Raw genomic sequence first — 14,470 nt, 5'->3', positions numbered from 1 at the left:
TATAGAAGAAGTACACAATAATGCATCTTTTTTGATGCAACAGGTGCATAATATGCATTTTATTGCGACGCTTTTTTTGAAGCATACCAGCAAAAGAATATTCATGAAGAATTGGTTACAGGACAGTATATGACAGCGGTGTCGAGTGCCTATGCACAGCGCTTAGTAATGACATTATTTTTAGTCTCATTTGGGATTTATCTGTTTCTTGCAACAGTGACCTATACACCATTTGATCCGGGGTGGATGCATATCTCTAGTGATACGCAGACAGTTTCAAATGCGAGTGGGGTTGCAGGGGCCTGGATTTCAGACCTGTTATTTGGTTTTCTCGGTTGGGCAAGCCTGCTGATCCCTGTGTATCTGTTTATGGAAGCAATCCAGGTCTGGTGGCCGCGCAGCTTCCTGAACCGTCCATTCCGCTATGCTGCCCAATTCTTCCTGTTATTGACTACATCGGCGTTGCTGTTCCTGTTCTGGCAAGTTCCAGCCGATACGCTGGATAATTCTTCAGGCGGGATCATTGGCTATGAGCTGGGCCAAAGTCTTGAACAATTACTAACTGTCTATGGCGCAGCTTTTTTCTTGCTGGTGCTTTGGGTGGTTCTGTTTACCTTGGCATTTGGTGTGAAATGGAACAAGACCTGGAGCAGTCTCAAGGCAACACCTGCTTATCTGCAAGACCTGTTCTACCGTAATGTGCCAGAAGGTATGTCTGATTTTGACCGTACCGCACCTGTAATGAAAAAAGAAGCGGTAAAAGCAGCTGCCAAAAAAGTGACAGTACCAGTCACTGCCGCACCTGAGCATGATCTGGTAGAAGTCGACCCTGTAGTTCGTGATCATGTCGCTGAACGCCTGTTTGAGGATTTTGCAGATAAAGAATCGCACCAGCCTCACCACTATGAAGAAGATATTTCTGAACCTGTACAGACATCAGCTTCAGAACCTGTTCAGGAACAAGCACCGCGAACAGTAGAGCCGGATCGTGTGGTGGCAACAGGGGAGGTGTGGCGTGCGTTACATTCCAATGAAGACCAGCGTCACAAGCAGGATATCGATGCTTTGCTTAAAGCTGCAGAAGAAGAGCAAGCTGATTTTTCTCCTGATGCATTTGCAGCTGCGTCAACGAATCACAATGCTCATGAAGTGACATCATCATCTACAGTCAAGAATCTGGACTGGGATGATGATGAAATTTTTGATGAGTTATTAGCGGCAGTTCCGCAAGGTAAAACCGCAACGGATGTGCATAGCCCGTTCAATTCAGCAGCAGCTGAAAAATCCCTCAGAATTGTAGAAGATGCTGGAATGGTCAGTTCCACTGCGGCTGCTCCGATCATGGCTGCACATGCCATTAAAAATACCAGTCTGGAAGCAGATTTTGATGATCTGGACGATTTACTGGTTGAAGCTGATGAACCAAAACCTGCACCTGTACGTGCATCAAGTTATGCCCAATCTTCTGCTTTTGTTCAGGCACCGATTCAGCGTGTAGAGACAACAGCTCAAGCCGCAGCGACCAATGCAGCAGTTCGAGAAGCATTGTCCAAAGAAGAATTTATTGAGGCTTGGCATGAAACTGCCGGTAAGCCTCAGGATGAAGACGAGTTTGACTTCGATGCGCCACTGACCGATGCCGCTGGTCGTCCAATGTCACGTGCCATGCAGGTCGCTGAGCGCCGTAAAGACCTGTCACCATTGCCGGGTCTGGAATTGCTGGATAAAGTCGATCCGAACAAAAAAGTGAATTTCACTGAAGAGCAATTATCCCGTTTATCAGAACTTCTGGAAATCAAGCTTCAGGAATTTAACGTTAAAGCCAAAGTGGTCGAGGCTCAGCCAGGCCCAGTCGTGACCCGTTTTGAACTGGACCTTGCGCCTGGTGTGAAAGCTTCCAAAGTCACTAATATTTCACGTGACTTGGCCCGTTCGATGTCAATGGCTTCAGTACGTGTAGTCGAAGTTATTCCAGGTAAGCCTTATATCGGCATTGAAGTTCCGAACAGTAGCCGTGAAATGGTGCGTTTGATTGAACTGGTACAGATTCCAAAATTCAATGATCCAGATGGCATTTTGTCGATGGCCATGGGTAAGGATATTTCGGGCAATCCGGTGATTACTGAACTGGGTAAAGCACCGCATATGCTGGTAGCAGGGACTACGGGTTCTGGTAAGTCGGTGGCGGTTAACTCGATGATTCTATCGATGCTATTGAAGTACACACCAGACCAGTTACGCCTGATCCTGATCGATCCGAAACAGCTTGAATTGGCCAACTATAACGATATTCCACACCTGTTAACCCCAGTTGTGACCGATATGAAAGATGCAGTCAGTGCCTTGAACTGGTGTGTGAATGAAATGGAACGTCGTTACAAACTGATGTCTTTCCTGAAAATTCGTAAGCTCAGCGACTATAACCGTAAGGTAGAAGAGGCGCTTGCCAATGGTGAAGAGCTATTTGATCCAACCTGGAAAGCGAGTGAATCAGTCGCAGGGGAACGTGCACCGCGCTTAACGCCATTGCCATCGATTGTGATTGTTGCCGATGAGTTCGCGGATATGATCATGCAGGTCGGTAAGAAAGCTGAAGAGATGATTACCCGTCTGGCACAAAAATCCCGTGCTGCCGGTATTCACCTGTTACTGGCAACTCAGCGTCCCTCAGTAGATGTGATCACTGGTCTGATCAAGGCGAATATTCCGACACGTGTCGCACTTCGTGTGAACTCGAAAATCGACTCACGTACCATTCTCGATGCAGGTGGTGCAGAAGATCTGCTCGGTCATGGTGATATGCTGTTCCTTGGCCCGGGTAAAATTGAGCCGGAGCGCGTACACGGTGCCTTTATTGCCGATGATGAAGTGAACCGGATCTGTGATGCATGGCGTGAACGTGGGGCGCCTAACTATGTGGATGAGATCCTGACTCCATTTGATGAAGAACCGTCTAGTCGCGGCTTTGAGGATGGTGGAGATGGTGGATCTGATCGAGATGCGCTGTATGATCAGTGTGTGGCTTTTGTTTTGGAAACCCGCAAAGCATCAACTTCATCTTTGCAGCGTAAGTTCAGTCTGGGTTATAACCGTGCTGCACGGATCATTGACCAGATGGAAGAAAATGGCATTGTCAGCTCAATGGGTGCCAATGGGAAGCGTGAGATCTTGGTTTAAATCCAGAATCTCTAGCGATTAAAAAAGCCTGCTTTAAGCAGGCTTTTTTATGCATTACAACTTATGCAAATTTTTCTAATACTGCGAGGAACTCGGCACTTTGACGCGGATAAGTGGCAATCACGTCATGAATGCGCTGTCCTTCCGGATTGGTGGCGTTAAGATCGCGACCGTCTGCGACAAATTTGGTTAGTAGGCGTTCATAATCAAAAGGGCGCATATGCTTGAATGCATGATAAAGCACATGAAAATCTGCATTGACGCCTGCAGGAGGAAGCTGATTCAGGTAGGCATATACACGCTCATCTGACCATTCTTCGTTAAAGGTCGCTGGTTGAGATAATGCCATCGCAATCTCCTTGATGTAATTCTTCGGCATGAAAAAAGGCAAAATATGAGTTCGCAAGAGGCAAAGTCTTATCATGCACTTTGTCTATTCGAAGTATCACTTCACGTTTTGAGATGAGGTAAAAAAAATACTAATTACTATCAAGTCTACGCGAAGCCAAGCTTCTGGTCTTGCGTCTCAACAAAGCGGCGCTTTGTTGAGGCTCATATTTTGCCTTGAATCAATTTACTTGACTAATCAAAATTCAGATTATCGCTCTTCAGGTAAATTGATATTCATTTCAAGCATTTCAATGTTTGCTTCAGAACGTACCTGCATCTGAATGTGCTGTTCATCAACCCCGCGGACGTAGCGATTGACCACTTGCATGATCTCTGTCTTCATCTGGTCAATTTTATCCTGACTCAAACGGCGCCCCAAACCCTGTTCAGAAGCAACAATGACTTTCAAACGGTCTTTCGCGGTTTGTGCGCTTGATGGTTTATCCTCGCTACTAAAAAGTTTACTCCAGAATCCAGCCATGTTTACGCTCCAAATAATCGTGCTAACCAGCCCTTAGGTTTTACTTCGATATGACGGTAAGGGCGCTCTTCACCCAGGAAACGTGCTACAAGGTCATCATAAGCCTGACCTGCGGCAGATTCGGTAAAGTGAATCACTGGTTTACCTTCATTCGATGCCTGTAGAACGCTTGGACACTCAGGAATAACACCTAAGGTTGGAACACGTAAAATATCTTTAGAAATATCGTCAATCGTTAACATTTCCTGTTTATCGGCACGTTCCGGATTGAAACGGGTAATACACAGGTGTTTACGGATGCGACCTTCGTTTTGTTCTACTTTTTTAGTTTTACTATCTAACATGCCAATGATGCGGTCAGAGTCACGTACTGAAGAAATTTCAGGGTTAGTCACAATGATGGCTTCATCTGCATGGTACATGGCTAAAATGGCACCACGTTCAATACCTGCAGGTGAGTCACAGACGATATAATCAAATTCCTGTGAAAGCTCATCCATTACACGTTCTACGCCTTCATCAGTTAAAGCATCTTTATCACGTGTTTGTGAAGCAGGTAAAATATATAAATTTTCAATATCTTTATCGCGAATCAGTGCTTGTTGTAATCGTGCTTCGTTATTGAGAACATTTACAAAATCATATACTACACGGCGTTCACAGCCCATAATCAAATCAAGGTTACGCAAGCCTACATCAAAATCGATTACCACAGTTTTGTGGCCACGTAGGGCTAAACCTGTTGCAAAAGATGCACTTGTTGTAGTCTTACCTACGCCACCTTTGCCTGATGTTACGACAACAATTTTCGCCACCGAATCCACTCCTGTTATGGTTCAAATCCCCTATAAAATGGGGTTTTTGGTGTTTATTTATACATTAAAATTGTAGAGCTTCAAATACAAGCTCTTGTTGATCATTCAAGTAAATATGCACGGGTTTTTTCACAACATTCGGTGGAATGTCGTCGGCCACACAGTAAGTACCTGCAATAGAAATCAGTTCGGCCTCCAGCGCATGGCAGAAAATACGCGCTGCAGTATTGCCACCCGCACCTGCAATCACACGGCCACGCGCGCTGCCATAAATATGGATATTGCCTGAAGCAATCACTTCTGAACCACTGTTTATTCCGGCCGTAATAATAATGTCACCCTGATTCTGCACAATGCATTGGCCGGTGCGCAGAATTTCATCATGATAAGAAGTCACATGCGCAATAATAGGTGCTGCATCAGCTTTTTCATCGTCAGCAGTAGATTCAGGTTTGACTTCCACGACCTGTTCTTTGGTCGCCTTAATTTCCTGCAACTGACGGTCAGGTGGCAGAACAGGGAACTGAATCGCACGAGCCTGATCCCCCAGAATCCCTTCAGTCACCGCCATAGGCTGAACTTCGAGATCAATCAGTAACTGGATCAGGGCAATCAGTTCCTGGTCGACTGAACTTTCAATTACCGCCAATGTGCCTGGCGGAAAAGCCGCTTGTAATTTTGGTTTCAGTTGCTGGCGGATTGCATCATGATCATTGGTATCGAGGCTAATGCGTAGCGCATTGACCATTCTGCCTTTTATCCGTATGTCAGCCATAATTTTTCCTTAATACTTCTGACTTGCTGTTTTATGTCGAAGCAATGTTGTAAATAGTGCAAATCCTAGAACAAATTTCGTTAATTCTCTAGCGATCCAAGTTATTTTTTTATACGAATAGAATCCACTTATCTTAGCCGATTCCACAAATGAAAACTCATCTATCGATTGAGCCCTGATTTTGTTCGTGTTCTTCTAAAATCTGTTGCCACTGTTTTACTTTGACCTGTTTTTGAATGGCTTCAAGTGTTTCAAAAACAGCCGATTCGACTAATTTATCAATATGTGGATTATGTTCAATCTGAATCTGGCTAATCTTATCTGAAATCATGGCAAAAGTCGGGTTTTCTTGTGATCCACTATGTGTAAAAGGATCGATCAGGCCTTGAGTGATATTTTCTCCCAGACGTTGACCAATACTCTGGATCTGGCGTTCCAGCCGTCCACCCACAATGGGAATCAGACGCAGAAGCTGGGTGAGCTCAGGTGTATCTTCAATGGCCTGATTGACGACTTGCCCGACATTTTTTGAAATCATGAAGCGCCGTGCCTGTAATTCCTTGCCCAAAGACTCTTGCAAGATATCTGTCAAAGCAACAGCCAGTAATTTACGGTGATGTTCCACCAAATCATCAATTAATTGTTTATGTGATGTGCTGGTGCTGAGTTCACGTTTAATGCCATCCAGTACCGTCAATACTACACGGCTCGAAAGTTCTTCCATCAGCAGGTTATAGTAGAAATTACCCCGTCTATACCAGCTTGCCGGTATGACTTTGTATCCATGGCTATGCAGATTGTAGCCAATCGCGACTGCACGTAACAAACGCAGAAAACGTAGCTGTGGGATGATGGATAAAATTTCATACCAGTGCACAAAGGGAAAGAACCACCAGCGGGCATGGTGGCGCATAACAATGGCAATGAACCAGCGAACGATGAGTTCAATAATCAGGAAGGTGGTAAACCATCCCTCGGTAATCATTACCCAGGGACGTAATTCACTTTTATAAAACTGCAAGACATCAGGCAGACGAATGAAGTCAAACAACCAGTGCCCAAAATCGCTCATCAGAATGGCATTGGCACAGAGACAGAACAAATTGATGATGATGACAACCATCATGAAAATGTCATAAATCAGTGCAATTTTCCAGCCCCAGGTGCCTTTGCGAATAAACTTAAATGAGCTGGACACGAGGTCCGGGTTGTCGTTCTTCATAGTCTCTCTGGCAAATGTCAGGCAGAAGCGGAAATCAGGTTCTGCTGCATTTGCTCAATTAATTGGTCTTTTTCAGTCCAGATTTGGTCTACCCATTGCTGGAAACGCGCACGGTAATCTGCATCATCTTCATAATTGCCGCCGAGTACCCAGTCTGGAATGTCAATTTTTCTCAAGTTCACGGCAATACGCGGGACTTCGCCTAACCAGAATTCCCCATAACCTGGCACACCGTCAGGATAAACAATAGTCATATCCACCAGTGCATCAATTTTGTCCCCCAGAATGTTCAGTGCCAGCGCGAGACCGCCCGCCTTAGGCTTCAACAAATGCTTATAAGGCGATTTTTGCTGTTCATGCTTTTCTGGGGTAAAACGTGTACCTTCCAGATAATTCAGCAAGGTAAATGGCTGGCTAACCAGTTGTTCACATGCCTTACGTGCTTCTTCCATATCCCGATATTTCAGGGAAGGGTTTTTGGCAATCTGTTCCTTGCTATGCCTTTTCATCATCGGGAAGCCCAGAATTTTAAAGGCTTGACCTACAAATGGAATAAAAATTAGTTCCCATTTTGTAAAAAAGCGGGTGAGAGGCATGCGCGTTAAACCGAAATACTGGTTTACCGTGGTATCCACCCAGCTCTGATGATTACAGGTCATTAAATAACGCCCCTGCATGTTCAGATCCAGAGATTCGTCAATACTGATTTGCCATTCGGTATTTTTCAGGACATTGTCAATCAGCCAGTTATTTACGCCCAACCAGCTATTGGTAATCTTGATATTGGTTGCATCAATCTTAGAAGATTTCTTAAAAAGTTTGGTCAGCCCCAAAGCCAGTACGGGTGGTCCATGAAAAAAAGTACTGCCAGTCATGACAGATGTCACCGTGAGGCCACGGGTAAGTTTTTTTAAAGTCGTTTGTTGCTTGCTTTTAGATGACATATAAAAACAGTCCCAGAGAATAATCGTCTAAATTTCATCACATTTTGAACAATATAGAGGGAGTTGAGCGAATAGAAAAGTCCGATCGTTAAACTATGAAGAAACTATGATGAAATTCAGGAAATTGGTTACACATAAACATTATAAAATATTACTAAAAGATTTATTATTAACAAAAATTCAATGGTTATCCCATTATTTTTAAATCATTATCTGACCTAAGATACAAATTACACTACAAAGGAGGCATGCAATGCGTGCACTATTAATTTCAGCAGCTGTAGCAGGGGCAGTAGCACTTACAGGTTGTCAAACTACTGGCAATAACCTGGGTGGTGTTGAGTACGACAAAACAGCTTTGGGTACAGTAATTGGTGCTGCTGCAGGTTATGGTATTTCTAAAAGTAATGCCAATACTAGCCGTCAAAACAACCGTGCAGCTGCAATTGGTGCAGTACTTGGTGGTGCAGCGGGTGTTTACCTTGACAATAAAGAGAAAAAATTACGTCAAGCGACTGCGGGTACTGGTGTAGATGTAAACCGTAATCCAGACGGTTCAATCAACTTGGTAATGCCTGGTGCGATTACATTTGACACTAACAAGTCAAACATCAAACCAAACTTCTATGCAACATTGAATAAAGTTGCCCAAGTTCTGACTGAAGACAGCCAAAGCGGTATCTTGGTAACTGGTTATACAGACAGCACTGGTAATGACTCAATCAACATTCCATTGTCTCAAGCACGTGCACAATCTGTTGCGAACTACCTTGCTGGTCAAGGCGTAGCACGTACTCGTATTAATGCACAAGGTCTTGGTTCAGCGAACCCGATCGCAGACAACTCAACTGCGGCTGGTAAAGAACAAAACCGTCGTGTTGAAATCGCAGTATATGCCGTTCAGTAATCACTGATTTTGCAGAAAAACCACCTTCGGGTGGTTTTTTTATGTCTGAAAGATGACGCAGGAAAATGAATTTTCAATTAGGCATCTGGGCATGAGATGACTATAATCGGAGCCGAATCTAGAAGAGGAAGCCATATGTCACTCGCCAGTCAGTTAAATGACAAGCAACTTGAAGCCATGAAATATACTCAAGGACCCTTGTTAGTACTTGCCGGAGCGGGTTCAGGCAAGACCTCGGTAATTACAAGAAAAATCGCGTACTTGGTCAAGCATTGCGGGATTCCGGCTCACCGGATTACGGCAATGACCTTTACCAACAAGGCGGCACGTGAAATGAAAGAGCGTGTCACCAAATTGCTGACCCGAGAAGAAGCCAAAGGCCTTTCAGTCTCGACCTTCCATACTTTTGGTCTAAATTTATTACGTTTAGAGCTCAAACACACACCGCTAAAAAATAATTTCTCGATTCTGGATGCCGATGACTGTAAGCGGATTCTGATGGATCTGATGCATCGCGATAATCTTTCAGGTGCAGAAAGCAAAGAACTGATTGCTAAAGCCATGAAGGTGATTTCGGACTGGAAAAACGATCTGATTCCACCAGAACAGGCTCACACGACTTGTGAAACCCCGGAAGATGTTCAGTTCGCGCATTTATACCAACTTTATGAGCGTAATCTGCGTGCCTATAACGCTGTAGACTTTGATGACCTGATTGTGATGCCAACGCGCCTGCTGCAGGAAAATGCGGAAGTTCGCGATAAATGGCAAAACCGTGTACGCTATTTGCTGGTGGACGAATATCAGGATACCAACACTGCACAGTATATTCTGGTGAAATTGCTCGTCGGGGTCATGGGCCAGTTCACTGCGGTAGGGGATGATGATCAGTCGATTTATGCCTGGCGTGGTGCCAAGCCAGAAAATATGGCACTGTTACAACAGGATTTCCCGAATCTGAAAGTGATCAAGCTGGAACAGAACTATCGTTCTACCAGTCGTATTCTGAAAGCTGCCAATACCGTGATTGGCAACAACCCGCATATCTTTGATAAAAAGCTCTGGTCAGATAAAGGCCATGGTGAAGTGATTCGGGTCATCACTTGTCGTAATGATGATGATGAAGCAGAACGCGTAGTGAAAGACCTGATCACGCATAAGCTGATGAATGGTAAAAACTGGAAAGATTACGCGATTCTGTATCGTGGTAATTTCCAGGCACGTATTCTGGAAACTCAGCTGCGCCAGATGCAGATTCCTTACAAGCTCTCTGGCGGTCAGTCTTTCTTTGCGCGTGCAGAGATCAAGGACATTATGAGTTACCTGCGTCTGATCATTAACCCGGAAGATGACAGCGCTTTCCTGCGGATTATTAACACACCGAAACGTGCCATTGGCCCGGTGACGCTAGAAAAACTCGGTCTGTTTGCCCAGGAAAATAATCTGTCTCTACTGTCAGCGGCAGGCGATCAGCGTTTAACTATGGTCATTCCAAAGAAAGCAACGACACAACTAGCAGAATTTTCAGATTTCATTAATAACTTTACCCGCAACTTGCTGGAAGACGATGAACCTGTACCGATTATCCGTCAGATGATGGTCGAAGCAGGCTATATCGACTATATCAAGGAATCCGCAGCGACGCCGGCACAGGAAAAAACCAAGCTCGATAATATTGAAGTGCTGTATAGCAGTATTCAGAGCCTAATCAATCGTGCAGAAGATGTTGATGAGAAAAATATCGAAAGTGTCATTCGTAAGATGGTGCTCCTCGATATGCTGGAACAGCAGCAGGAAGAGGAAGATACGGATAAGGTCAACCTTCTGACCTTACATGCTTCTAAAGGACTAGAATTTCCTTATGTCTACTTAATCGGACTGGAAGAAGAAATTCTGCCGCATAAAAACTCGATTGCTGCGGAAACAGTCGAAGAAGAGCGCCGTCTAATGTACGTGGGGATTACCCGTGCGCGTCAGGGCTTGACTATTACCTTAGCGGAACAGCGTAAGGCGGGTGGACAGATGAAGCAGATGACCCCAAGCCGCTTCCTGGATGAGCTGCCAGAAGATGAACTGGAGTGGTTAGGCCGCAAGAAAAAACTTGCAGGCAATATTGATCCAAAACAGCAGGCTCAGCATTATCTGGATAATTTACGTGCCTTGATTAAACGGTAAAAGTAACAGAACGCTACGATTTTGATTCTTTAAATTTTTTGATATTAAACAACAGGAATAAATACATGAAAGTTCAGGTGAAAGTCCTTGATTCACGTCTAGGTCAGGAATGGCCATTGCCGACTTATGCAACGACTGGCTCAGCAGGACTCGATCTTCGTGCATGTGTCAACGAAACGACTGTGATTGAACCGGGTCAAACAGTTTTAGTAAAAACTGGTTTGGCAATTTATATTGAAGATCCAGCATTTGCTGGTTTGATCTTGCCACGTTCTGGTTTAGGTCATAAACACGGGATCGTTTTAGGTAACCTGGTGGGTCTGATCGATTCAGATTACCAAGGCGAGCTGATGGTTTCTGTATGGAACCGCAGTCAGACGGCATTTAGCCTGGAACCTGGTGAGCGTTTAGCCCAATATGTATTAGTCCCTGTGGTACAGGCCGAATTTGATCTGGTGAATGAGTTTGAAGCAACCGAGCGTGGCGCGGGCGGTTTCGGTCATACTGGTAAAAACTAAAATTAAAGGATGACTTAACTTGGATGTTTTGAGTTAAGTCATCTTTTTTTAGAGTTTTAATCATAAAAACAATAAAAAAATGACAGAGCTATTTAATAAACTTTATTCTTGAATTTTATTTCAATGAAAAATATTTAAATAAATTTTTAGTATCATTTAAATAGAAAAATAAAATCATTCAGAATTTAAGAAAATAGATGATAAATAATGCAAGAAGTCATTTTTAGTTGGGTTTATTTATTTTACTAGTTATACAAATTAAATACATAAAAGATTAATAATTATACTTTTATAATTGATTGTCACATTCAATTCATATAAAAATACAGAGTCTTAAAACAAAAACAAATGTTTAAAGTCATGATGATTGCTTAATCATTATTTTATCTCCTTATATTCAATAGTGAAAAGAACAGTTTATGGGATCCATGAATCAACCCTTTCCGGCTCACATTTTTCGTGCCTACGATATCCGAGGTAAAGTCAGTTTACTCAGTACAGGTGTGATTGATGCTATTGCGCATGGTCTGGCTCAGCAATATCAAGCTGCGGGACAGACTCGGGTTGCGATTGGCTATGATGCCCGAATCAGCAGTCCGGCTTTTGCTGAAACCATTCGCCGTATTTTTCAAGACTATGCTATTGAAGCCGTCATTATCGGCTGTTGTTCCAGTCCGATGCTGTACTACACAGCGCGTCAGTTTGATGGTAATGGTGTGATGGTCACGGCCAGCCATAATTCTAAAGAAGATAATGGAATTAAATGGATTATTGCAGGGGAGCCGCCTTGTCCCGAGATGATTCAGCAGGTCGCACAAAAAGCAAAACTTCATGTAAATAGTTCTTTATCGTGTCTGAATGATTTGCCTCACCAAATTATTCCCGAATTTTGTCTGCAATATCAGCAGGAAATGCTTGAAGATATTCAGTTGAAGCGCCCATTTAAAGTAGTGCTGGACGGTCTGAACGGTTCAGCAGGACGTTGTGCCAACTTGGTGCTGCAAAAACTAGGTTGTGAAGTTACCGCCTTACGTTGTGAAGCCAATGGGCATTTTCCGGATCATGCGCCTGATCCTTCTCAGGAAGCGCATTTACAAACCTTGCGTCAGGTTGTCATGCAACAGCAGGCAGATCTGGGTATTGCCCTAGATGGTGATGGGGACCGGTTGGTACTGGTGGATGAACAGGGTGTCATTATTAGTGCTGATCAGCTTCTCTGTTTATTCGCAGAAATTTGTATGACTGGCACAAAAGCATGTCAGTTTGTTTATGACGTTAAATGTTCAACCCTGATTCGCGATACAGTTCAACGCCTGGGCGGAAAACCGGTGATGATTCGTACTGGTAGCTCATTCCTGCGTAAATATCTGGCGCAATCCCAGCATCAGGCCATTTTTGGTGGTGAATATGCCGGGCATTATGTTTTTAATGACGCACGTGGCTGGGGTTATGATGACGGTCTTTATGCGGCGCTCCGGGTCATGGAATATCTGGACCAGAAAGGTATGACTTTAAGTGAAGCCTTGCGTGCTTATCCAAAACGTCACGGAACTGAAGACTTATATATTTCCACTCATCAGGTGCAGCCTGTTGAGCTTTTAAACTTTGTTGAGCAGCAATCTACGCAATTAAATGCACAAATCAGTAAAATTGACGGGATACGTCTTGATTTTGATGATGGTTTTGGCATCATTCGAGCATCCAATACGGGTGAATATTTCACGGTGCGCTTTGATGCCAATGATGCACAAGGCCTGAATGAAATTCGACATCTGTTTGTATCCATGTTGCGTGACCGTTATCCACAGATCGCTCAAGACATTTTAGATGCTCAATAAGGAGAGGCGAATGCCAAATCAGCATACAGGCATCGACAAAGCACAAATTTTGACTGAAGCTTTGCCGTATATCCAACGCTTTGCGGGTAAAACCCTAGTGGTAAAATACGGTGGCAACGCGATGACGGATCCTGAGCTAGAAAGCTCTTTTGCACGTGACATCGTTTTATTAAAAACAGTCGGTTTAAATCCGATTGTGGTACACGGCGGTGGTCCACAAGTCGATTCTATGCTGAAACAGCTAGGTCGTGAATCTGACCGTATTGATGGTATGCGCGTGACAGATCCGGCAACCATGGAAGTGGTCGAGATGGTTCTGGGCGGTAGCGTAAACAAATCAATTGTGAACCTGATCAACAAACATGGTGGCCGTGCAATTGGTTTAACCGGTAAAGATGGCAACCTGTTACGCGCCAAAAAGCTGTTAATGGAAAAGACGGCTGAAGACGGTTCAATCCAAAAAGTGGACCTGGGTATGGTGGGTGAAGTCGTTGGCGTGAAAACTGATGTACTGGAAATGTTTACCAACAGTGATTTCATTCCAGTGATTGCGCCGCTCGGTGTCGATGAAGAAGGCAACACCTATAATATCAATGCGGATCTGGTTGCGGGTAAAGTGGCAGAAGCATTAGGGGCAGAAAAGCTGATTCTTCTGACCAATATTACGGGGGTGCTCGACGAAAATAAAAATCTGCTGACCGGTTTAACGACTCAGGAAGTTGATCGTCTGATTGAAACGGGTGTGATCTATGGTGGCATGATTCCTAAAGTCGGCTGTGCACTTGACGCAGTAAAAGGCGGCGTGATCAGTGCACATATCGTGGATGGTCGTGTACCACATGCGAGCCTGTTAGAAATCTTTACTGATCATGGTGTAGGAACTTTAATTACCAATCGTTCTAATCCACATCGTCCATAAAGATAAATTGAATATCAAAGAGTCTCACTTGAGGCTCTTTTTTATTTCTTTTATTTTAAGATTTTGATCACTAGAAATATGAAAGTTAAATCTAAAGTATTTATTTTTAAGCTAAGTTTTGAAGCTTAGGGTGTGTTGACACTTTTAGCTTAAAAAAATAGCGAAGTAGTAAAATCAAATCGCCAAACCCAATTTTACTATTCGCTATGCCTCGTACCATGCTGACAGATCAACACTGGCAAAAGTTGAAAGTTATTCTGCGTAATTTATCCATTCACCACAACTCAAATTTACGCAATTTTATTGAAG

At 43.8% G+C, this 14,470-nt stretch carries 12 protein-coding genes and 1 pseudogene; 7 read left to right on the top strand and 6 right to left on the bottom strand.

The features are described from left to right. Positions 1–129 precede the first annotated feature (129 nt). On the top strand, positions 130–3,177 hold the full coding sequence (locus FTU01_RS06460) for a DNA translocase FtsK (RefSeq protein WP_180138562.1): 3,048 nt from the start codon (positions 130–132) through the stop codon (positions 3,175–3,177). Between the two features lie 61 nt (positions 3,178–3,238). Here FTU01_RS06460 and FTU01_RS06455 read toward each other — a convergent pair whose 3' ends face one another. The 6 genes from FTU01_RS06455 to FTU01_RS06430 all read right to left on the bottom strand — a co-directional run bounded on the left by FTU01_RS06455 (position 3,239) and on the right by FTU01_RS06430 (position 7,804). Further along, positions 3,239–3,526 (bottom strand): PA4642 family protein, encoded by a 288-nt coding sequence (locus FTU01_RS06455; protein WP_004783267.1) that lies wholly within the window; start codon positions 3,524–3,526, stop codon positions 3,239–3,241. Positions 3,527–3,775: 249 nt separating this feature from the next. After that, entirely contained in the window at positions 3,776–4,048 is a 273-nt protein-coding gene (minE, locus tag FTU01_RS06450; protein WP_004783265.1) for a cell division topological specificity factor MinE, read from the bottom strand. A gap of 2 nt (positions 4,049–4,050) precedes the next feature. Continuing rightward, on the bottom strand, positions 4,051–4,863 hold the full coding sequence (gene minD, locus FTU01_RS06445) for a septum site-determining protein MinD (protein WP_166137968.1): 813 nt from the start codon (positions 4,861–4,863) through the stop codon (positions 4,051–4,053). A gap of 64 nt (positions 4,864–4,927) precedes the next feature. Continuing rightward, positions 4,928–5,638, bottom strand: a complete 711-nt coding sequence (gene minC, locus FTU01_RS06440) for a septum site-determining protein MinC (RefSeq protein ID WP_166137965.1) — start codon at positions 5,636–5,638, stop codon at positions 4,928–4,930. A gap of 157 nt (positions 5,639–5,795) precedes the next feature. Next, positions 5,796–6,860, bottom strand: coding sequence for a preprotein translocase subunit SecA (locus tag FTU01_RS06435; protein WP_180138561.1), 1,065 nt, complete (start codon positions 6,858–6,860; stop codon positions 5,796–5,798). A gap of 17 nt (positions 6,861–6,877) precedes the next feature. Continuing rightward, positions 6,878–7,804, bottom strand: a complete 927-nt coding sequence (locus FTU01_RS06430) for an acyltransferase (RefSeq protein ID WP_180138560.1) — start codon at positions 7,802–7,804, stop codon at positions 6,878–6,880. A 253-nt stretch (positions 7,805–8,057) separates the two neighbouring features. On the opposite strand from FTU01_RS06430, the gene FTU01_RS06425 reads away from it, so the two are divergent. The 6 genes and pseudogenes from FTU01_RS06425 to FTU01_RS06400 form a co-directional block, all read left to right on the top strand. After that, positions 8,058–8,711, top strand: a complete 654-nt coding sequence (locus FTU01_RS06425) for an OmpA family protein (protein ID WP_159124472.1) — start codon at positions 8,058–8,060, stop codon at positions 8,709–8,711. A gap of 135 nt (positions 8,712–8,846) precedes the next feature. Then, positions 8,847–10,886: a UvrD-helicase domain-containing protein gene (locus FTU01_RS06420; RefSeq protein WP_180011379.1), complete on the top strand. Its 2,040-nt coding sequence runs from the start codon at positions 8,847–8,849 to the stop codon at positions 10,884–10,886. 65 nt (positions 10,887–10,951) lie between these two features. Then, entirely contained in the window at positions 10,952–11,404 is a 453-nt protein-coding gene (gene dut / locus FTU01_RS06415; RefSeq protein WP_004783254.1) for a dUTP diphosphatase, read from the top strand. Positions 11,405–11,823: 419 nt separating this feature from the next. Then, the gene (locus tag FTU01_RS06410) at positions 11,824–13,242 is read left to right on the top strand and encodes a phosphomannomutase/phosphoglucomutase (protein WP_166137954.1); all 1,419 of its coding nucleotides are present in this window, start codon (positions 11,824–11,826) and stop codon (positions 13,240–13,242) included. Between the two features lie 10 nt (positions 13,243–13,252). After that, positions 13,253–14,161: an acetylglutamate kinase gene (gene argB / locus FTU01_RS06405; RefSeq protein ID WP_159123314.1), complete on the top strand. Its 909-nt coding sequence runs from the start codon at positions 13,253–13,255 to the stop codon at positions 14,159–14,161. A 206-nt stretch (positions 14,162–14,367) separates the two neighbouring features. Beyond that, positions 14,368–14,470 (top strand): annotated as a pseudogene (locus FTU01_RS06400) (IS5/IS1182 family transposase); the annotation flags it as partial.

This window comes from Acinetobacter sp. YH12043 (assembly GCF_013419915.1).
Classification (GTDB): domain Bacteria; phylum Pseudomonadota; class Gammaproteobacteria; order Pseudomonadales; family Moraxellaceae; genus Acinetobacter.
Note: the sequence above shows the minus strand (reverse complement) of the source record. Positions and strands in the feature narration are given on the sequence as shown.